Source organism: Vibrio zhanjiangensis, from assembly GCF_030161235.1.
Classification (GTDB): Bacteria; Pseudomonadota; Gammaproteobacteria; order Enterobacterales; family Vibrionaceae; genus Vibrio; species Vibrio zhanjiangensis.
Map to the genome: position 1 here is coordinate 1 of NZ_BSPW01000048.1, position 20,581 is coordinate 20,581.

General features: G+C 42.7%; 16 protein-coding genes. 9 read left to right on the forward strand and 7 right to left on the reverse strand.

Annotated elements, in window-relative coordinates; genetic code table 11:
- Nucleotides 1-198: 198 nt before the first annotated feature.
- The 4 genes from QQK21_RS12100 (at nucleotide 199) to def (ending at nucleotide 3,094) form a co-directional block, all read left to right on the forward strand.
- The gene (locus tag QQK21_RS12100; RefSeq protein ID WP_284192449.1) at nucleotides 199-1,113 is read left to right on the forward strand and encodes a GlxA family transcriptional regulator; all 915 of its coding nucleotides are present in this window, start codon (nucleotides 199-201) and stop codon (nucleotides 1,111-1,113) included.
- A gap of 418 nt (nucleotides 1,114-1,531) precedes the next feature.
- Entirely contained in the window at nucleotides 1,532-1,987 is a 456-nt protein-coding gene (locus QQK21_RS12105) for a hypothetical protein (RefSeq protein ID WP_284192450.1), read from the forward strand.
- Nucleotides 1,988-2,217: 230 nt separating this feature from the next.
- On the forward strand, nucleotides 2,218-2,412 hold the full coding sequence (locus QQK21_RS12110) for a hypothetical protein (protein WP_284192451.1): 195 nt from the start codon (nucleotides 2,218-2,220) through the stop codon (nucleotides 2,410-2,412).
- 178 nt (nucleotides 2,413-2,590) lie between these two features.
- Nucleotides 2,591-3,094 carry a peptide deformylase gene (def, locus tag QQK21_RS12115; RefSeq protein ID WP_284192452.1) on the forward strand — a complete coding sequence of 168 codons (504 nt, stop codon included), beginning with the start codon at nucleotides 2,591-2,593 and terminating at the stop codon, nucleotides 3,092-3,094.
- A 199-nt stretch (nucleotides 3,095-3,293) separates the two neighbouring features.
- Here the strand turns inward: def and QQK21_RS12120 are convergent, their stop codons facing one another.
- Complete coding sequence (locus QQK21_RS12120; RefSeq protein WP_284192453.1) at nucleotides 3,294-3,752, reverse strand: YaiI/YqxD family protein; 459 nt, start codon at nucleotides 3,750-3,752, stop codon at nucleotides 3,294-3,296.
- 668 nt (nucleotides 3,753-4,420) lie between these two features.
- On the opposite strand from QQK21_RS12120, the gene QQK21_RS12125 reads away from it, so the two are divergent.
- The 3 genes from QQK21_RS12125 (at nucleotide 4,421) to QQK21_RS12135 (ending at nucleotide 10,498) form a co-directional block, all read left to right on the forward strand.
- Complete coding sequence (locus QQK21_RS12125; protein WP_284192454.1) at nucleotides 4,421-5,725, forward strand: dicarboxylate/amino acid:cation symporter; 1,305 nt, start codon at nucleotides 4,421-4,423, stop codon at nucleotides 5,723-5,725.
- 235 nt (nucleotides 5,726-5,960) lie between these two features.
- Nucleotides 5,961-7,118 (forward strand): S8 family serine peptidase, encoded by a 1,158-nt coding sequence (locus QQK21_RS12130; RefSeq protein WP_284192455.1) that lies wholly within the window; start codon nucleotides 5,961-5,963, stop codon nucleotides 7,116-7,118.
- Nucleotides 7,119-7,393: 275 nt separating this feature from the next.
- Complete coding sequence (locus QQK21_RS12135; RefSeq protein ID WP_284192456.1) at nucleotides 7,394-10,498, forward strand: HD domain-containing phosphohydrolase; 3,105 nt, start codon at nucleotides 7,394-7,396, stop codon at nucleotides 10,496-10,498.
- A 55-nt stretch (nucleotides 10,499-10,553) separates the two neighbouring features.
- On the opposite strand, the gene QQK21_RS12140 is transcribed toward QQK21_RS12135, so the two are convergent.
- Nucleotides 10,554-11,207 carry a tail fiber domain-containing protein gene (locus tag QQK21_RS12140; RefSeq protein ID WP_284192457.1) on the reverse strand — a complete coding sequence of 218 codons (654 nt, stop codon included), beginning with the start codon at nucleotides 11,205-11,207 and terminating at the stop codon, nucleotides 10,554-10,556.
- A 267-nt stretch (nucleotides 11,208-11,474) separates the two neighbouring features.
- Between QQK21_RS12140 and nhaD the strand changes: the two genes are divergently transcribed.
- Nucleotides 11,475-12,908, forward strand: a complete 1,434-nt coding sequence (nhaD, locus tag QQK21_RS12145; RefSeq protein WP_284192458.1) for a sodium:proton antiporter NhaD — start codon at nucleotides 11,475-11,477, stop codon at nucleotides 12,906-12,908.
- A 42-nt stretch (nucleotides 12,909-12,950) separates the two neighbouring features.
- Here nhaD and QQK21_RS12150 read toward each other — a convergent pair whose 3' ends face one another.
- From QQK21_RS12150 to QQK21_RS12160, 3 genes are read right to left on the reverse strand one after another with little or no spacing between them, the layout of a single operon-like run.
- Complete coding sequence (locus tag QQK21_RS12150) at nucleotides 12,951-13,316, reverse strand: hypothetical protein (protein ID WP_284192459.1); 366 nt, start codon at nucleotides 13,314-13,316, stop codon at nucleotides 12,951-12,953.
- Entirely contained in the window at nucleotides 13,316-13,798 is a 483-nt protein-coding gene (locus tag QQK21_RS12155; RefSeq protein WP_284192460.1) for a methylated-DNA--[protein]-cysteine S-methyltransferase, read from the reverse strand. The genes QQK21_RS12150 and QQK21_RS12155 overlap by 1 nt, the downstream gene beginning before the upstream one ends.
- Nucleotides 13,795-15,159: a DNA-3-methyladenine glycosylase 2 family protein gene (locus QQK21_RS12160; RefSeq protein WP_284192461.1), complete on the reverse strand. Its 1,365-nt coding sequence runs from the start codon at nucleotides 15,157-15,159 to the stop codon at nucleotides 13,795-13,797. Before QQK21_RS12160 ends, QQK21_RS12155 begins: the two co-directional genes overlap by 4 nt.
- A 152-nt stretch (nucleotides 15,160-15,311) precedes the next feature.
- Here QQK21_RS12160 and QQK21_RS12165 point away from each other — a divergent pair, with 152 nt between their 5' ends.
- Nucleotides 15,312-15,515, forward strand: coding sequence for a hypothetical protein (locus tag QQK21_RS12165; protein WP_284192462.1), 204 nt, complete (start codon nucleotides 15,312-15,314; stop codon nucleotides 15,513-15,515).
- A 173-nt stretch (nucleotides 15,516-15,688) separates the two neighbouring features.
- Here the strand turns inward: QQK21_RS12165 and QQK21_RS12170 are convergent, their stop codons facing one another.
- Nucleotides 15,689-16,900, reverse strand: coding sequence for a DUF1552 domain-containing protein (locus QQK21_RS12170; RefSeq protein ID WP_284192463.1), 1,212 nt, complete (start codon nucleotides 16,898-16,900; stop codon nucleotides 15,689-15,691).
- A 4-nt stretch (nucleotides 16,901-16,904) separates the two neighbouring features.
- A complete protein-coding gene (locus tag QQK21_RS12175) occupies nucleotides 16,905-20,495 on the reverse strand; it encodes a DUF1592 domain-containing protein (protein WP_284192464.1) in 3,591 nt (1,196 codons plus the stop codon).
- Between the last annotated feature and the right edge of the window lie 86 nt (nucleotides 20,496-20,581).

Genomic DNA, 20,581 nt, shown 5'->3' on the forward strand with positions numbered 1-20,581 from the left:
GGATCAAGTGATCGGAATAAACCGAAACGAGCGATCGCAATCACCGAAATACGCAATCAATCACAAGTAATGCCGTTTTATTCATTTTTCATTTCCTGTTGCTTTAACTTTTGGTTCAGAAAAATTATGAGCAACTTGCTGTACTCTTTTTAGAGGCTAAAATGACATAAAAGATGCTAAAATCGACAAATACAGAGCATGACAAAAATATCCATTGGAATTTGTGAGTACCCGTCAGTATTAAAGTCTGCGGTTTATGGCCTTGAAGAATTGTTTTTACTTGCAAGCAGAGTTTGCCGAGAGCAAGGTATTGATATTTTATTTGAGCCAATCATTATTCCACATACTGATCTGATAGAAGATTGTTTTACAGTTGTTATATTACCGCCAGCTTCAATTAATGATTATTACTTAGCCCCTGAAGACAAATTTATTGAATGGCTTAGAGAGCAGTATTCCAAAGGTGCAGTTCTATCATCTGCTTGTGCGGGGGGATTTATTTTGGCTGCAACTAACTTACTTGGTAACAGAGAAGTGACAACCCATTGGGCGTTAGCAGAAACATTTGTCAGAATGTTTAAGGAGATTCCTCTTAACAGCAATAAGATATTGATCGATCACGGTGACATAGTTACGGCGGGAGGTATGATGTCGTGGCTGGATCTCGGGTTTGAATTGATCTCTAAATACTCGTCTCCTCGGGTTGTTCGCCAACTTGGTAAAACACTTGTTATCGATACTTCGCAGAGAGAACAGAGTTATTATCAACAATTCAAACCATCGTTCGCTCATGGTGATTTGGTGATTGTTTCGGTTCAACAAACAATGCATCAAAGTTATACGGAACTAATATCAATACATCAGTTAGCTAAGCAAGTAAACCTTACTGAGCGTACTATGCAAAGACGATTCCTAAAGGCCACGGGTTACAACCCAAATCAGTATTTGCAACGTCTCAGAGTACAAAACGCATGTGACTATCTGGAAAGTACAAAGCGTTCATTTGAATGGATAGCTAACCAAGTCGGTTACGAAGATATCAGTGCATGCCGAAAGGTCTTTATCAATATTGTTGGATTAACTCCACGAGAATTCCGAAAGAGATTTTCCTGACTCAGATTCTGGCTGAATCAAATCGTACCCCATTTTTGTTTTATACCAAATACTATGTGTGATTTTGACTTGTGAGTGGTTGTATTAGTTGTAGTGCTGACTATCTTTAATTTACTAAAATTGGCGTAATTTTATGAGCTTTTCAATACTTTTCTCATCTCACATGAATTAGTTATGAGTCTACTCGTAACACGAAAATGTCCATATTGCTCGCGGACGTAGGGGACTAAAAGCGTCACTTCGAGCGTTTAAGCAGTCAAAATAATTATTTGGTGACTAATGTATAAAAATGCCTTGTCAAAGATTATAACTGACTGAAACTATTGGTATCATCACCCTTATTTTTGTCTTTTTTGGTGTGTGCCCTGAACTTATCTAACCTCAACCGGCAAAGAGCAAGGTTTTTGGAAATGCGTATATGATGCGACTCGCTACTAGTTTACTTTTACTGTCTTCAAACGCGTTCGCAGACGTGCAAACTTCATACGACGCCCTAAACGCCAAGTTTTCCGAGTGTTCCGCCATTCACCCAATCAGCGGTGACATACGTGATGAGTGGCTTGAAAGCCAACCTGAACCCGTTGTCAAAACGATGCTGTTAACACTAAAACGCCGAGCTTTTCAGCAATGTATAGCGGCAGCCGACAGGGAGCATTTGTATCAATCTTTCCTTGTTTATATCAACACAGGAAACAGAGAACCGTTGGATATATACCTTTCATTAAGAGAAAATGATCTATTGAAGAATCAAAAACAGTTTATAGACTCTGAATTTCTAGAAAACGCAGACAGATTAGCCAAACTGAGCGTATTTTCAGTCAACTTCGATACCTTGCAAGCGTACGAAGAATTTAAAAAGCAATCTAATCATTAGCCGTATACAAAACAAGCAGTTTACAAGGCTAGTTAAAGAGTTAGGCTTACCGAATATCTGCTCGGAGTGAGCTGAATACTAATAAACGCTTTAGCCAAGGTACGCAAAAAGCCGGTGTGTTCTTTTATCACTCGTTTAACCTGCTATTTTTCGCCGGTTAAGCTAGGCATTACAACGAAAAATCATTACATCGACCCACTCACACTCATAACAAACAAGGAATGAAGAGTATGACAAAGTTTATCGCCATTGCATTCTTAGCAACGGTTGGTGTTTATGAATTATTTGCAGGTGACTTTATCACAGGTCTGCCCATGATCGCTTTTGCTGTTGTTTTCGCGGTGGTGGAAACCTCTGAAGGAAAGCCGTCAGATTCTGTTATGCACAACGATTCGTCGGGCGGGGATAGTGGTGGGGGGGATTAAACAAATATTATAGTCCTTTGGTATGTCCGAAATAATAAGCAAAATATGAGTAGGAAAGGAAGTTGCTGGTATAATACCTGTGTTGAAAGCCTCTTCCATTCGATGGAAGTTAAAGCGAACCAATATAAGATCGCTTATTACGATGTCCAATCTTGCTGGAGCAGATCAGAAGGAAAATATGACCGTTTTAAAAATTCTAACGACACCAGATCCAAGGCTTAAGGTTAAAGCGCAAAAGGTAAAGGATCTCTCGAAGGTACAAACATTAATTGACGATATGTTGGAAACATTATATTCGACCGACAATGGTATCGGCTTAGCGGCAACTCAAGTTGGCCGTAAAGAGGCTGTTGTCGTTATCGACCTCTCGGAAAGTAGAGATGAACCGTTAATTCTAGTTAACCCTGAGGTGGTTAGTGGATCAAATAAAGCATTAGGACAAGAAGGCTGCTTATCAGTTCCTGATTATTATGCAGACGTAGAGCGCTTTACTTCCGTTGTCGTGTCTGCTTTAGATCGAGATGGTAAGCCAATCACCATAAAAAGCGATGATTTCTTAGCTATTGTTATGCAACACGAAATAGACCATCTGTCAGGCAATTTATTTATTGACTACCTTTCACCACTTAAGCGTAAAATGGCAATGAAAAAGGTTAAAAAACATGTTAAAGCGTACTCTTAGCCCCATTCATATAAATAAAAATTAAACGTCGTAAAACAAGCCGCTCACTGAGGTGAAAAAAGGTCTTACAAACACACAACCATGTGTGGTCACAAGCCCTCAAAATGGTATAAAGCACAATAATCAAGAGGCTAACATGGTTTATCAGCCTCTATTTTTAGCGGTAGCTCAGAGCGTTAGAACCGCCAAATGATTATGGCTATTTAAGGCTTCTTTGCCTTTGTACCAGCCATTTATCCAAATGATTGGCAAACTGCTGCCTATCAGCTTGACTTAACGGTGCAGGGCCGCCAGTCTGCACACCGCTGCTGCGCATGGTTTCCATAAAATCACGAATATTGAGCCGCGACTTGATATTCTCTTGTGTAAACAGCTCGCCGCGAGAGCTAAGCGCATGACCGCCTTTAGTAATGATTTCATCGGCCAAAGGGATATCACTGGTGATCACTAAATCACCTTGCTCGCAGCGCTTTACGATTTCATTATCTGCTACATCAAACCCTGACTGCACTTGCAGCATGGTCACCTTTGGTGAAGCTGGAGTACGAATAAACTGATTCGCCACCAAAGTGACCTCAACGCCTGTGCGCTCTGAGGCTCGAAACAACACATCTCGAATCACGACAGGGCATGCATCAGCGTCAACCCAAATTTTCATTAGTTCACTTTCCTACGATCTTGAATAGCAACATTAAACCTTAAAAGCCATGCTCAATCCATATTCATGGCTACTAATATCATTTATAATATTGATGAATAGTTAAAGCCCAATTAAAAACCAAAGATAACATAGGTAAAAGACATGTTATCGCATTTCCCCTCTTGGCTATGCACTTGTGTAACCGCCCCTAAAAACCAACAAAAACCCTGCAAAAGACACACCTTGACTTATCAAAACAACAACAAATTTAACAATTAAATCAATAATAAAGGCGCGACGTTATAAGGGAACTAGCATATATTGATTGTTTATCCACTCTCATCTACCAAGCTCCACCAGAATCACATTGTAGGTAAAAATGAATATTTGTTGATTTATTATTCAATTAATAATTTGGTCATATAATATATAACTAAAATGAATGATATGACATTAATGGTGTTGTTTTAACCAAAAAGGCCATTTTATGTAAAAATACCATTAAAAATAACAATAAAATCAGCCAAAAATGTTGCACATAAGTTAAAAATAATGCAATTTAAGTGATCTTTATCACATCTATATATCTAACAATAACTTTTACGTTCGTATTTTGCGCTTCGCCTGATACCCTCCTGAACACCTTGAAGTGAGCTCAAGGTGAATAACTATAAGGAGTGTTCACGATGAATACCAAGAAACCTATGTCGCTGACCAGCCGTGTTATCTTAGGCATGGTAGCGGGTATCTTGACAGGATTTGCAATTCGCAGCCTTTTTGCCGACAACGGATTTGTCGACACATACATAGTCAACGGACTGTTTGACGTTGGTGGCCAAATTTTTGTCGCCAGTTTAAAAATGCTTGTTGTCCCATTAGTCTTTGTTTCACTAGTTTGCGGGACAAGTTCATTAAAAGATCTTTCAACGTTAGGCCGAATGGGTGGTAAAACGCTCGCGTTTTATATTGCGACCACCACGATCGCGATCACCTTCGCTCTTATCATGGGCAGCGTTTTCCAGCCAGGCGCTGGTGCCGATCTTACCGCAGCAAGCTCATTTAAATCAGCCGATGCCCCGTCTTTGGGACAAGTCATTGTAGACATGTTCCCAACCAACCCAATTAGCTCGATGGCTCAAGGTAAAACGCTGCAAATTATTGTCTTTGCCGTATTATTTGGTATTGCGATCAGCGCTGCTGGCAAGCCAGGCGAACGAATTGCGGCTGCCTTTGCAGACCTTAACGAAGTCATCATGAAGCTTGTTGCTTTGCTAATGAATTTAGCGCCTTATGGTGTGTTCTTCCTGATGGCCAAACTGTTTACCGGTTTAGGTCTAAGTGCCATCATGAATCTGGCTGAGTACTTCCTAGTTCTAACCGGTACCTTGATTCTACACGGCCTAGTTACCTATAGTGTGATGTTAAAAGGCTTTACTGGTCTTAGCCCTATTACCTTCTTGAAGAAAATGGAAGATGCGATCATGTTCGCTTTTTCTACCGCGTCTTCAAATGCAACGATTCCTGTATCGATGGAAACGGCGAAAAACCGTATGGGTGTCGACAACCGCATTTCCTCGTTCACTATCCCTCTAGGTGCGACAGTGAACATGGATGGTACAGCCATCATGCAGGGTGTGGCGACTGCATTTATTGCTCAAGCGTTCAATATTGATCTGACCATGGGTGATTACCTGATGGTGATCCTGACCGCGACTTTGGCTTCGATCGGTACCGCTGGTGTACCAGGCGTTGGTCTGGTGATGCTTGCCATGGTACTAAACCAAGTTGGGCTACCTCTGGAAGGCATCGCATTGATCATGGGTGTTGACCGCTTGCTTGATATGATCAGAACCGCGGTTAATATCACAGGTGATAACGCAGTCACTGTGATTGTTGCCAAGTCTGAAGGTGCGCTTGATGAGGCTCGTTTTAATGACCCTCTAGCGGGTGAAAAAGAAGAGAAAGTCAGCCTAAAACGCACTGAAGCCTAAACGAAGAAGCGCTTACCCTACGCAATCGTCTTCATGAGTCAATAGGTTTCATTCATCCCTATCTTAAAGCCTCGAAATAAACGTTTCGGGGCTTTTTCTTTATTATCAATTTACTAGATTTAGACCGATTCACTGACAAACAAAAAACACCTTAATCCCCTCCCTCTCTTCTCTATTTACACTATTATTAATAATGTCATTATTGCTACTCAAAGCCGTCTCGGAGGGATATACCATGTTCAATAAATCTAAACTTTCAGTGATTGTTGCCCTATCCCTCTCACCAATATCATTAACGACTATGGCTGAACAGCCTTCTTACGACATGGGTCAGAGAATGTTCGAAGCACAAAATACATGCATCGTTCGCTTTGATGATTCAATCAGTAAGTTTGATGTCGAAGGTGTGGCCAGAGGCATGCTTGCTTCGGCAAATGCAAAGGCTAAGCATATCTACAGTCATAGTATCAAAGGGTTTGCCGTAAATATGCCTTGCCCTCAAGCTGAAAACGCCTTTGGTAACAATGCGTCAATTGCAAGCTTTGAACAAGACAGGCTGGTGTTTGCCGTTGCCCCTCCTCCTGGCAAGGGGAAAAATCAAGACGGAGATACTAGTGAACCACCCGCAAGCCAAAGCACCCCATGGGGCATTACTCGAGTCGGGGGACCTTTTGATGGTTCTGGACTGACCGCTTGGGTCATCGATACCGGTATTGACCTTAACCATCCCGATCTCGTGGTGGATTCCTCACGAGGATTCAGTGCGTTTTCAAATGGTCCAGACGCCAGTCCAGACGATAAACACGGCCATGGTACCCATGTTGCAGGAACCATTGCAGCAATCAATAACGATATAGATGTGGTGGGCGTTGCTGCCGGTGCTACTGTGATACCCGTAAAAGTACTCGATAGAAGAGGGTCCGGCACAACTTCTGGCGTCATTGCAGGCATAGATTTTGTGGCAGCGAATGGGGCTGCGGGGGATTGCGCAAATATGAGCCTTGGTGGTGGAAAAAGCGCATCACTTGACGCCGCTGTGCAATCTTTAGCAGCAACTGGGGTAATGGTCTCTCTCGCAGCCGGTAACGAATCCCAGTTTGCAGGTAATGTGTCTCCTGCCGGAGCAAATGGCGCGACTATCTATACCATTTCGGCAACAGATGTGAATGATAACTTCGCCTATTTCTCCAATTATGGAAATCCCCCCGTTGACTATGCCGCCCCCGGCGTTGCGATTCTTTCGCTAAAAGTGGGGGGCGGGACCACAACCGCAAGCGGCACATCAATGGCGGCACCGCATGCGTGCGGTGTGTTGCTAAGTGGCAGCCACACGAGTAGTGGCACAGCAAAGGGAGACCCTGACGCATCGCCAGACCCGATTATTCATTTATGAGAAATGATCCAAAGCCTTTGTCTCGCCAAAGGCTTATTTCTCCTTAGCTGAAGCAATAAATTATTTATCCTCACTCCCGCTTGCAAGTTAGCGAAAACATGCCTTTAATTTTATTAAGTTACTAATAACTTTGTTTGGCTAGAACACAGGATAAGCCCAACAAAAGTTCAACCCAATATGCACGCTAGGCGAGTCTATATTTACTGAGACTCTCAACACTCTATGCTCCGTGGCTTAATCACGGTGTCAAAAACCTAGATTTGGAATGCGCAACTATGACTCTGCCTAAAGCCAAAAAAAAGACGGTTTCTATTCGGGTAACCATTGGTTCACTCTCATTGATAGTCACAGCACTTACCGCTGCACTGGCATTGTCTATTCACTATCACTTTATCTATACCACGCTCGAAAACCATCAACTTGGGCAGTTTGATACGGTCGCAAAGAAAGTCAGTACGAGTATGAAAGACACTGATGCTCGTATGCGTCAAATCGTTTCGACGCTCGCACAAGTAACTCAACCATCACCAGACAGTAGTAAGTGGTTACCTGCATTTCTGACGGTACTTGAGGCGACTCCTGAACTGTATAGTGTGTATTTTGGTGCTTCAAATGATGATTTTTATCAAGTCATTAACCTAAATGTCGAAAAAACGTTGCGACAAAGCGTGGGGGCACAGCCAGATGACCGATGGTTATTGATCAACATCTCACAAGCAAAAGACGGTCAACGGAAAAAAACACTTTCCTTCCTAAATAGCAGCTTACAAGTACGCTCAACCGAGCAGGTTGAAAGTCGTTATTTTCCCTCTCTGAGGCCTTGGTACAAAGCGGCGCTGTCAGGTGGCGTCATCAAAACCGAGCCGTATCTTTTCAATAATATTGCCGTTTCAGGGCAAACTTACGCAACTCAAAATGACTCAGGTACCGCAGTGATAGGGGTTGATGTTTTGCTATCCACCCTTTCAACTCTTCTTAATCAAGCATTTGAAGGGCAGCTGAGTGAAGCCTATGTATTCAGACAAACTGGCGAGCTTCTCGCAGACACCGATTCCACTTATCATGACCAGCCTTTACCTACTCTCCCCTCTTTTGCAATGACAGAAGATGAAAAACAATTGGTCAAAAACGCCAGTCCATTACGCATATCAAATCAAAGAAATTGGGCGCCTATGGATTACAGCGTCCTTGGTGGGCCAAGAGGCTATGCCATCGATATGATGAAAATGATCACTCAACTCACTGGTATCGAATGGAAATACAGCAATGGTTTGGACTGGAGTGAGCTCACAAACCAGTTTAAGAACAACAAGCTCGATGTACTTCATTCTCTTCAATCTCACAATAAGGGTTATGTCCAAGGCGCCTTCAGTGAGCCCCTCTTTGCCCTACCTTTTGGCCTTCTTGTTTCAGATTCGTATTCTGATATTAACGATCTCACCAGCCTTAACGGGAAGAAACTCGCGATTTTATCAGGACGCTCCATCATAACGACTTTGAAACAAAGCTATCCCGAGATAGATATCGTTGAAGTCAATGATTTTTTGCAAGGCATAACCTTGTTTAAAGCTGGAGAGGTAAGCGGTATTATCGACACAATTGCGACACTGCAATTTGCCAAGAGCCAATATTTCACACAGGATGTAAGCATTGTCGACAAGATTGCGCCATTCAACGAAGGGGCAGATAACCAGTTTAGCCTTGTGCTCAATGAAAAATACGCGTCACTATTGCCGCTCATCAATCGGGCAATTGCTGTTATTAACGACAACCAACAAACTTTCTTAAGAAATAAATGGCTAAATAGTTCTGAGGCAACACAATACCGCGTCATCCCTCACGCCATATTTTACGACTTGATGGATTCGCCCTCTCAACAAGGTGCCTTGATGAATGCCGAAACCAAATCCGGCCAGACTTACGTATTTTTGCAACCTGTTGGGGTATCCACACCAAGTGAATTCTTAGCGATTACTTTACCAGTGTCCGTTCTACGAGGTCAGGTGTTAGAACAGGTCCTATATGCTACGGGGTTATCTGCCATCATTATGCTTCCTATGCTTTGGATAGCTTGGGTTTCAGGAGCTCCCATTATTCAGGCTATTCGCGCACTTCGAAAAGAAACCAAAAAAATTCAGGTCCGTAACTATGATCAGCTTGAGCCTGTGAGCAGCCGGATATTTGAAATATCACAACTTTCGGATTCAATCCAAGAGATGGCGAGTCAGTTGCAAGCCCATGAAAAACAGCAAGAAGCTTTATTAGATTCGATAATCCAGCTCATCGCTCAAGCCATCGATGAAAAATCACCTTACACCGCAGGACATTGTAATCGAGTCCCCGTGATTGCCATGATGCTCGCAGAAGCCGCAGAGTCATCAACCGACGAGCCATTTAAAACATTCAAATTCAACAATGAACGGGAAAAAAGAGAGTTCCGTATGGCGGCTTGGCTTCATGACTGCGGAAAAATAACCGTACCAGAATTTATTGTCGACAAAGGCACCAAACTCGAAGCCAACTACAATCGCCTGCATGAGATTCGGATGCGCTTTGAGGTTTTGTGGCGTGACATTGAACTGGATGGCTATGAAAGAAAACATAGTGGTGAGCCAGAGAATCAAATTCAGCAATGGGTAGAAGAGCAGCAACACCGTCTACAAGAAGAATTCGCCTTTATCGCTTCACTCAATACAGGGGATCGAGTCGTCACAGATGAAGATATCACTCGTATAAAGAGTATTGGCGAGCAGACTTGGACTCGACATTTTGATGATACTTTAGGACTGTCTCCTATAGAGAAAGATCGCCATACACCTACTGATACCACACAAACTTTACTCAAAGATTTGCCCGAGCACAAAATACCCCGATATCGAGATCCATGCTACGACTATGGCATTACTATGCCAGCACCTGAGTACCTAAGCGACTTAGGAGAAGTGTACAACCTTTCAATTGCGCGTGGCACACTCACCAAGGAAGATCGCTACAGAATCAACGAACACATGGTCAGCGGAATCAAAATGCTAGAAAGCCTGCCCTTCCCTGATGATTTGAAACAAGTGCCTCGATTTGCGACAACACACCATGAAACACTGACCGGTAGCGGCTACCCTCGCCAATTGAGCGAAGAAGATCTATCCACAAAAGAGCGGATTCTGGCTATTGCCGATATTTTTGAAGCCTTAACCGCCGCCGATAGGCCTTATAAAAAAGCGTTTAAGCTCAGTAAAGCGTTGACGATAATGGAAGATATGGCGGCCAACAAACACATAGATGCAGAGCTTTTTGCTTTATTTATCAAAAATGGCATTCACCTGACCTATGCAAAACGCTTCTTGAACCAAGAACAAATAGATGTTGGCACTCAAGTGTAATGGCTATATTTAAGTTCGTTGCAATAGGATGATTGCTTTTACCGTCAATACCTAACTAAGGCTGACGACTTTCGAGTTGTATTATGCGCTTATCCATTTCTTTTATTGATTCAAGAAGCACAGGAATCATACCTCGATAGTCCACCTTTAGATAACCCGATTCTGCATCTGTATGAGTAAGATCGGGATACACTCGCTGTACTTCTTGAGCAATTAGACCAAACTCTAGTCTATCATATTGATTAATATAGTTATATTTATAGCCGTTTAAGGTTTTTATTTCGTCTAACGTCCCACTCATTTTCTGAATATTTTCTTTCAAATGAACATCACTAAAGCGAAGAAAAACATGGTCAATGAGACTGTGATAAGAACGTTTGCCCGGCGCGAAATAAGAGCGAGAACCATCGGTCACATAAAACACTTTCCATGTAGAAAAGTGTCCTTCTGCTGGTTGCGGCACGGTTCCCTCAGGGCAGAAGTTGGCAAGTGATTGGTAAGTACTTTGAGAGACAGGCACATACTTAAAATAACTGTTTCCGTATGTGTTTTCATGTGTTATCACCGGCCAATCGAAAACCTGATCATTGTCAGACCATTCCCATTCATCTTTTTGTTGATCGTAACAAAAGATACTAAACTCTTGCGCAGCCACAGGGAAAGAGGCTAAAGCTAAACTCACATACAGCAGAATCTTATTGTGTTTCATTTTATTTGACCCTTAATGTTTAAAAATTGGCCAGAGTATCTTTTAGCAACAAAAATGAAACAAGGTGCACTGGTTAAAAATTGATCTCAGTTCAAATATTAAACCGTTTTCTTGATCTAACTCTCACACAATTTTTCTATCTTTTAAAATCAATAAGTTAAAAACAAGTATAATTCACCCATATCAAACCTAACTCACATTCCTAAGTGAAAAACCTCTTTAGAATGGCGCCACTATTCTAACTACCGTCTTTCAAGGAGTGAAAGTATGCTTGTGCCGTGGTCGGTATTTATCGCGCTTTTGTTTTTCTCTTTTAGCTCTTTCGCAGCTATGAACACGCATGACGCGTTACCGTTAACACAATCTTATGTTGGCTATGCCGCCTTAGCCATTTTTGCTTGTGCTTATACCTTAGTGATGCTTGAAGAGTATCTTTCGTTGAAAAAGTCCAAGCCTGTTTTACTCGCCGCAGGCCTAATATGGGCGATGCTGGGTTATGTATACTCGCAAAATGGATTAATACCGGTCGCACGCGAGGCCATAGAGCATAATCTCCTAGAATATGCTGAACTATTGCTGTTTTTATTGGTAGCCATGACCTATATAAATGCTATGGAGGAGAGAGGGCTATTTGACGCACTTCAAGCTTGGATGGTGGGTAAAGGCTTTAATTACCGATCGCTATTTTGGCTCACCGGCATACTCTCATTTTTTATCTCTCCCATCGCAGACAACCTAACCACAGCACTGCTAATGTGTGCCGTGGTAATGAAAGTCGGAGGAGGCAACCACAAATTTATTAACCTTGCTTGTATAAATATTGTCGTCGCAGCGAACGCAGGGGGCGCTTTCAGTCCTTTTGGTGATATTACCACCTTAATGGTTTGGCAAGCAGGCCATGTATCCTTTTCTGAGTTTATGCCGCTTTTCATTCCATCGGCCGCAAATTATCTAGTACCCGCTGTTGTAATGTCGATATTTGTTCCACGAGAAAAACCCGATGTTATTCACCAGCACGTTCAACTCAAACGAGGTGCGCTTCGAATTGTCGCGTTATTTATCCTTACGATTGCCACTGCCGTCGCGTTCCACGCTGTGTTGCACTTCCCACCTGTCATAGGCATGATGATGGGGCTAGCCTATTTGCAATTTTTTGGATTTTTCTTACGCAAAACACTCAAGTCATCACTAGAGAAAAAAGTCGCTATCGCTAAGGCTAACGGCGATGAAAGTACATTAAAACGTCTAGGCTCTGTTGTGCCCTTTGATGTATTCCGCCGAATATCCCATGCAGAGTGGGATACACTCTTGTTCTTTTATGGGGTGGTCATGTGCGTGGGTGGCTTAAGTTTACTGGGTTATCTGGGCGTTATTTCTGAAGTCATGTATTCGCAGTGGAACCCGATTTCAGCCAATATTATGGTCGGCATTCTATCGGCGATTGTCGATAACATACCGGTAATGTTTGCCGTCCTAACCATGGAACCTTCGATGTCTACGGGGAACTGGTTGCTGGTGACACTCACAGCAGGTGTCGGTGGTAGCTTATTATCGATAGGGTCTGCTGCGGGCGTTGCGCTCATGGGGGCCGCACATGGCAAATACACCTTCTTTGGCCATCTCAAGTGGGCACCGGTTATCGCTATTGGCTACGCTGCAAGTATAGGGCTGCATCTGGTACTCAATTCATCCATGTTCTAGAACCATTCGGGCAGCCTAGCGCTGCCCGAATGATTTAGCTTCCTAATCAAGGCGCCTCTGCCAAACACTCGATAGCTGATATTTGGCACAAATACTACAAGTCAAAGCTTCATTATTTCCGTGGATACGCATCACAATGTCTTCTCTTTTCTCTAACGAGCTATTTCTCATTGTAATGGTTAGATAGTTGTCATCGACAGAAAATGACTTGATGACATCAGGGGCACCCACTTTACTAATTGTCACTTGCGCATCTTTGAACATCAGGAGATCTTGGCTATATAAATTTTCATACACCCCTTCAAACTCATAGGTTTGCTTATTCAGCATCCTATTTAGATTCTCTTCAAAGCATCCTTGTAACGCCATAGTCAGTAGCACAAAGACGCCCCTATATTCTAACCTCATCAATCAGGTTCCCAATGTTCTAGTTTGAGTAATTCCGCTTTTCTTTCCAAACCACCAGCATACCCCGTCAACTTACCTTTTTTACCTATCACTCTGTGGCAAGGTACTATCACTGAAATGGGGTTTTTGCCATTTGCCAACCCAACCGCTCTCACTGCTTTAGGGTTACCAATCGCCTCAGCCAACTGCTGATAAGTCCACGTTTCCCCGAAAGGAATGGTCATTAAAGCTTGCCATACTTGTTGCTGAAATACAGTCCCTTTGGCCGCAAGTGGGAGATCAAACGTTTTGCTACGTTGGGAAAAATAATCCCGTAACTGTTTGATTGTTAATACAAGTATAGGATGATTTGGTTCCTTTTTACCTAACTCTTTCGGTTGTGTGGTCTGAGTCTCAAACCAAACACCCAGCAGACCAAGATCATTGGCTTGAATAGTCATTTGACCTAATGGAGACTCGAAAGTAGTGTACGACGTATTCATGCATGACTCCAACAATGAAAAGTGGCATAACTCCCCCATGGAGAAACACTATCAGCATTAATTTCTGGAAACTGTTTCAGGACTTTTTTCACCACTAAATCCCCTTCTAAAAAACAATTTGGCTCCGATGCTCCTCTTAATTTTGCATAGTTGACAGTCCACGGACCAATCCCTTTAATTTCCAACCATTGATCACATGTAGATTGAGGATATTCTTGCATATAATTTGCAAACCGAAGCAGTGTTTGTTTACGACTTTGCGGCATACGTAAAAAAGAAAGATCCACTCGACTCACCTCTTGTGGTGTTGGGAAATGCGTTACTTTATGAGGTTGCAAGGTATGTACCAACAAGTTAAGTTGCCCTATTGCCGCTTTTATTGACACTTGTTGGCCCAAAATAGCACGAACGCCTCCTTCCCAAGTGCTCCAAACGCCCGGAATTCGTATTCCACTTAGTTTGACTAATGCAGGGTTCAATTGACGAAAAATACCTTCAATCGTGAGTATGTCGCTATCAAGGTCAAACATTCGTCGCAGTTGATTGACCAAAGTTCTTAGCTGCAGATGGTCGGACAATTCAAACTCAACACGCAATACTCCCGCTTTTAAAAGACGAGCAGAAAAAAAGCCAGACGCATCATTGATGGTTATTTTCCGCTGATAACAATCGTCGCTAACTCGCTCCAAGCCTTCAATTGCTCTTAAACGATAAAACGCCAGCATATGCTGCCAATCCAACGGGCCTTTGTATGTGAGATCAATATAGTTGTGATGGCTTTTTACCGCCCTTTTCTGCTTGCGTACTTGAGTTGGGGTTAACTTGATCACTTGCTTAAAGGCATCATTAAAACGGCGCACGCTGGTAAAGCCACTCGCAAACACAATCTCGGTCACGGACATTGAACTTGAGTGTAACAATTGTTTGGCAAACATCAATTGATGATACAAAGCATACTGTTTTGGTGACATACCAAGGTAACGTTGAAATAGATAGCGTAGATATCTATCACTAATGCCCAATCGCCGGGATAAATCCTCAAGACTATGCGTTTGCAGATCGCCCTGTTCAATCAACTTAGCAGCCCTTAGAAACGTAGTTTCGACCCCTTTCCATGCCCATGAATTTGGCGCACTATCTGGCCTGCAACGCAGACATGGACGATAGCCTGCTTTTAACGCTTGAGCCTTGTCAAAAAAATATTCGACATTTTTCTCACTGGGCAAGTTTGCTGGGCATATGGGACGACAAAAAATACCCGTCGTTTTAACCGCAACATAAAAACGACCATCAAAGCGCGCGTCTCTGGCTTGGCGAGCTTTCTGACATTCTTGTAAGGGTATAATCGGGAGAATATCCATAGCAATTGTTCAATACATCAAATTCTTAGACAAAGTCTATCTTGCCCGATACGGAATACTAGCCATTTTCGGAAACAAATCGAATTTGCTATCAGTTCAAACTCATCTAGAGTTACAATGAAGAATAAAATATATAAAAAAGGAAGTTGGCTATGAACTTACATACATGCACAATCGTGCTAAAAAACAACCATAAATTAACCTATCACAACGTTGAAAAAAGTTTGGAGATGATTGAGGCGCACGGTACCTCAGGCATCAGCAATATCTTGATCGACGCTATTGACGGTAAAACAATCCGCTCTTACTACAACCTTTCAGTAGAAGAATCGATAGAAAGCTTGATGGACTTGTAGTGAAACGCCTTTAAAAGGTAAAATTTTCGCGCTTTTAGTTTGGGGCTCAACTTATTTGTCTAATACATAGACAACAAAACATCCCCCTCCCTCACTAACAACGAGTATGAATACAAGGTGGCTTAGTACGGTAACTAAGCCACCTTTTTAATCACGTCAATCAACAAAATTGCCTAGCGATTAAATATTTCCGGTATTGCCGAGCTGGTGTACGGGACAGATACCCCATAAGCATTCGCTAGTGATACCAGCACTCTTCCAATTGGGCCAACATTGTTCACTATTCTTCCTCCCGATTGAGTCGATAGCTTGGTATTCTTGCCACCAATTAGCATACACGGTAGATCATTTGAGCTATGAGCCTGACCATCATCCATTTCAGAGGTTACGTACAAAATACAGTCATCATATAAATTCAACGTCTTTAGGTACTCTATCAATTTGATAATTTTACTAACATACCACTGCCTATGAGCAATATAGGTAGACTTCAATATTGCAGAACCATAGTGTGATGCGTCATGGGGTGCGATTGAACTCACCGTTTTGACTACCGCAGAGTCATTAGAAGTACCAAATTGTAGAGATACAATACGTGTTTTTTGACACGATAACGCTAATGCTGCATTAGCAACCTGAAGATCAGCCGTTTTATCTCGACCAAAACTAGAACTGCTATAAAGAGAAGTATTGCATACACCAGAGTTGGACAGTGCATTCTCTAATTCCGTCTTCGTCGCAGTTGTAGCTTGAGCATAGCTATCCAGCTTGCCCTGCTCAAGCCCATTCAAGTTGCTGCTGAGCAGGGCAACATCATCAAGGTATGAACCAAGCAAATCCAACTTTCGCTGTTCAGTTGGACTTTCTCCCCCTGACGAGCCAAAAAGCTCTTGGAAGATAGAGTCTGGATTATCATTGTGTTTTTGCGCACTGCCGACCACAGAACGGCTCGTCACTAAGCTGCCATGCCCCCAGTAGTTGGTGTCCACACCTATCCTAACGGCTCGTTTCGGCATTCCTGTTGAATACGCGTTTTCAAAGTGAACATCAATGGAACCTTGCCCATTTTTCTCTTGCCAAACACCGTTATAACCGCCATGACCACTGCCCCCTTCACTGCGACAACCAGAAAAGAAAATAATGTCATCTTTATACGGTTCAAGATCAGCAGTACAAAGGTTCATCTTTAAAGCACCTGAGTTTCCTTCTGGGTGCCACGTTCCCCTTGGATATCCGTCCGAAAAGTTAATAAAGATAAACTTAGTTTGGTTACTCGCACCTGACGCTAAGCTTGGTATGGGTAACGAGCTCAAACCTACAGTAGCCCCAGTATATGCGGCCGATTTTAAGAAGGCTCTTCGAGTAAATTTTGATGATGTTGACATTATCTTAGCCCTCTCTCTCATAAACCACTGTAGATAGTAAAATTGTCTTCATTAAGCCCTTAAATTGCTCAAATGAAGCATATTCAGGGTATAGCGGTGAAAAACGACTGGATGCCTCTCCAAGTGTGTAGGATAGATAGTTTTTCACAAAGGCGGTTCGAGCCTCTTGACTGTTTGCTAGGTATATAGAAAGGCCCCTCAAGTCATCAAATGAGGAATCTTGACCATCTACATCAACCAAAGTGCCATGCGTTTGCAACAACACATTGGGGTACTGTTCGCCTTCAAGGGACAAATAATCTTCATAGGCTCTGTAGCGTCCAGACTTATCTAACACATCAAATGCAAAGCCAATATCATTCATTTTCTCATGGCACATCCAGCATTCGGTGCTCGGCCCAGTGGCTTTTGTCCAGAAATCTTTGGTCGACGTGTCCTGTTTGATATCGTCAGGCGCCTTACCTGAAGGTAACGATTGCTCCCAACCAAGAAGAGAGTGCTGTACCATTCTACCTCTTGGGATCACTCTGGTTTTATGATCGGTACTGTATGCGACAGCAATGGCTCCTAAACTGAGTAGGCCAGTACCTCTATTTTGAGGAATCAGAGCCTCGCTAAAGCTTGAGCCAAAGTTTCCACTCAATCCATAGTGCTGTGCTAGAGTCTGGTTCACGAAGGTCTTGTTGTGTGATAGCAGGTCGGAAAAGCGTCCCAGTTCTTCGTCGAAAACCGTTGCTCTGATATAAGCTTTAAACTCCTCTACCATAGCCTGCCCCACTTCTTTCGACAAACCATCTCGCTCAACCACAACTCGCTCTTCATCAAACTCCAATGTTTGCATCATAAAGGTCGCGAAGTGTTCATATGCCTGAGGCTCTGTAAGTAAACGATCGATTTGCTGCTCAAGTACATCTGAGGTCAAAAGACTACCATCATTTGCCTTGCTCCAAAGCTGCACATCAGGCAATGAGCCCACTAGGGTATACGACACTAACGTTGCCAATTCATGAGCCGTTAGACTGTAACGCCCCTCTTGGTTCAGCACTCCAGCTTCGCGGCGATAAAGAAATTGAGGCGAGATAAGTAATGATGCTAACTGCTTGGTAATATCTTCCGCGGGATAGAGCAACCTATCTTCATCAGCTAGAGGGCGACGAATCATTCTTTCTAGTATTCGAGCATACCAATTGGTCAAGCAGTTTGCGTCAGCGGCAATGTACTTTTTAACGAATTGCCAAGGTTGTCCATACTGGGCATTATTTTGTGCTGGAGGTTTGTTAACCGACCAGTACTTAGCCTTGTAAACATTGCCTTCATGAACAACATTGCCAGATAGCTTGGTGTACGTTTCCGTTGAGTCCCATTCAGGAATCTCACCTGCACCTTTCTCACATTGACTCACTGCATAAATATCAAGATTCTCTTCTACATAAACCGCTGTATTCAGATAGGCGTTCATTTTATCACTGGTTAGGTACCCAAACTTTCCTGGGTTTCCATATAGCGATCCTTCCGCTTCTCTATCATCAGCAGGCAGCATTTGAAGAGGCACATCAATATTAAATAAATCTCGTACCGTATTGGCATATTCCTGCCTTGTCATCAAACGTAGTTGTCGACGGCCATGAATATCACTTTGTTGCGGATTGGGTAAAGCATCAGACCACAAGTCATCTTCCAAATACCTAGCGAGTGTTTCTTGACATACAGAATCACAAGCTATCTCTTGCCATTCAACCATTTGCTGGATTTTTTTAGCGATTGCATCTGGATTATTGCTATATGCTGAAATCATTCCATTAGTAGGACCTAAAGCAAAATCCCGAGGAGATTGTGAGGATTGCCCTTTATGACATGCCCCGCAACTACTTTCCATACCAACAACTGCATCAAAATACGCTTTGTCTGTATCATACTCAACATATCCCCAACTTACGCTAGCACCTTGGTCTGAGACGACTATGTCTTGGCGTTGGGGAGTAGGAATAGCTGTGCTTGTGTACGGAAAATCGACCGTATAGTTACCTACATTGACCCACTTTTCTGTATGAGAGGCCCAATCTGAATCAATATATATATCTTCTGATTCTTTAGATTTCAGCGCTAACAGTATAGAGCTTGGGGCATTACTAGGTTGTAGAGGTGAATCAATGCTTAACATTCCTTCTTTATTCCCCCCATTACCATCGTCTTTACCATAAGACCAGTCAATGCGTGCGATAGAATCATGCTCAGACAAAGAAAATGAGATCGTGCTTTGAGACGGTTTCATATCACCATGAGCAGGAACCGTTAAGGTATAATCACCCAATTCGAGGTTGTCGATCGTATAACCAGATTGAGACAAAGACATATACAACCTTCTAGACGTTCCTGAGCTATCGCGTAAGGTTGCTTGGATCATTTCTGCAGAGTCATCCATTTCCCCTTGAGAAGGGAATAAATTGATCTGACCTGAGAATGTAGGAGAATACTCTAAACGATAAATCGTATTCCCTGCATCGTCTGAAATAAGGAGGCTATTGTCAGGCATAACCAATAATTCCACAGGTTTACCAGAAATACCCTGAGGCTGCTTCCAACCCGTTATCAAAGCGCGATCAAATAGAGGTTTACCTTCCTTACTTAAAGTCAACATACGCACCTCGTAACCAGCACGTTCTCCATCCCCAGGCCCGTGGGTGGTATAAACAAACGATCGTTCACCATTGTTGGAAGGTGTATTAGTCGGCTGCCAAAACACCAAACCTAATGGCGCTGTTCGCGCTTCTAATTCAAATTCAGGTTTTTGGTAGTTCTCAGGCTTTATATCCTTGATGAGAATATCAGAGTAGACCGCACCTTCAGGTATATAGTCATACCCTCCAGTATGTTTCGCGGTACCATTTTCTTGCTCGGGAGTAATTGAAATCGTATCTTTGCCAGACACATATGGAAATCCAAAGTGAGGCATAACACCACTAGACAAATGCTGCGCGGAGATTTTATTGATTTCACCGGGGAAGTAAGTCGTATGGCCATCGGTATTTTGAGGATTGTTGTCAGTAAACCACAGGTCTCCTAGTACTGGGTCCCAGTCAAAACCAACTGTGTTTCGAATTCCTTGTGCAAGCTGAGCAGTCTCAAACGTGTCCGTATCCACTTTTAAAATTGAACCGTATTTAGGTTCTTCTTTTATGACACATATATTACAAGGTGAACCAATCGAGATATACAGATTATCGTCATTAGAATCAAAAGAATTAAATTTCAGCGTATGCTTTTGGTGCCAATAAAGACCGACTGGATCAGGATAGAGTGGAAAATTCGCATCTCCTGCTGGCAAAGTTAGTACTTGCTCCGCCTCTATAGATTTACCAAGTTTGGTAATTACATTTTCTATGCGGAATACATACATTGATGTTGAAAAATAAAGGGTACCATTGCGATAGGCAACACCATGGGGCTCTAAAAGGTTGTCGGCAACAACTATTGGCTCGCCAGCTTTACCAGAAACATAGTCATATGGGATCGCATATATTTTATTCCCTCGTGCATTATTCTCCTCTGAAATAGCCGAAGAGCCGATGAATAAATACCCATCACCCCAAGCCATCTGCCTAGCTTGAAAAAGTCCGTCAGAAGTGGCCCCCGATTTTCGGACATGACTTTAAGTGATTGATCTGTTTTGATAGTACCCAG

Coding starts and splice junctions, on each gene's coding strand:
- QQK21_RS12120 (WP_284192453.1), bottom strand. CDS start 3,752: ATGAAAATTTGGGTTGACGCTGATGCATGCCCTGTCGTGATTCGAGAT.
- QQK21_RS12130 (WP_284192455.1), top strand. CDS start 5,961: ATGTTCAATAAATCTAAACTTTCAGTGATTGTTGCCCTATCCCTCTCA.
- QQK21_RS12175 (WP_284192464.1), bottom strand. CDS start 20,495: ATGGCTTGGGGTGATGGGTATTTATTCATCGGCTCTTCGGCTATTTCA.
- nhaD (WP_284192458.1), top strand. CDS start 11,475: ATGCTTGTGCCGTGGTCGGTATTTATCGCGCTTTTGTTTTTCTCTTTT.
- QQK21_RS12165 (WP_284192462.1), top strand. CDS start 15,312: ATGAACTTACATACATGCACAATCGTGCTAAAAAACAACCATAAATTA.
- QQK21_RS12170 (WP_284192463.1), bottom strand. CDS start 16,900: ATGTCAACATCATCAAAATTTACTCGAAGAGCCTTCTTAAAATCGGCC.
- QQK21_RS12110 (WP_284192451.1), top strand. CDS start 2,218: ATGACAAAGTTTATCGCCATTGCATTCTTAGCAACGGTTGGTGTTTAT.
- QQK21_RS12105 (WP_284192450.1), top strand. CDS start 1,532: ATGATGCGACTCGCTACTAGTTTACTTTTACTGTCTTCAAACGCGTTC.
- QQK21_RS12125 (WP_284192454.1), top strand. CDS start 4,421: ATGAATACCAAGAAACCTATGTCGCTGACCAGCCGTGTTATCTTAGGC.
- QQK21_RS12140 (WP_284192457.1), bottom strand. CDS start 11,207: ATGAAACACAATAAGATTCTGCTGTATGTGAGTTTAGCTTTAGCCTCT.
- QQK21_RS12150 (WP_284192459.1), bottom strand. CDS start 13,316: ATGAGGTTAGAATATAGGGGCGTCTTTGTGCTACTGACTATGGCGTTA.
- QQK21_RS12155 (WP_284192460.1), bottom strand. CDS start 13,798: ATGAATACGTCGTACACTACTTTCGAGTCTCCATTAGGTCAAATGACT.
- QQK21_RS12135 (WP_284192456.1), top strand. CDS start 7,394: ATGACTCTGCCTAAAGCCAAAAAAAAGACGGTTTCTATTCGGGTAACC.
- QQK21_RS12160 (WP_284192461.1), bottom strand. CDS start 15,159: ATGGATATTCTCCCGATTATACCCTTACAAGAATGTCAGAAAGCTCGC.
- def (WP_284192452.1), top strand. CDS start 2,591: ATGACCGTTTTAAAAATTCTAACGACACCAGATCCAAGGCTTAAGGTT.
- QQK21_RS12100 (WP_284192449.1), top strand. CDS start 199: ATGACAAAAATATCCATTGGAATTTGTGAGTACCCGTCAGTATTAAAG.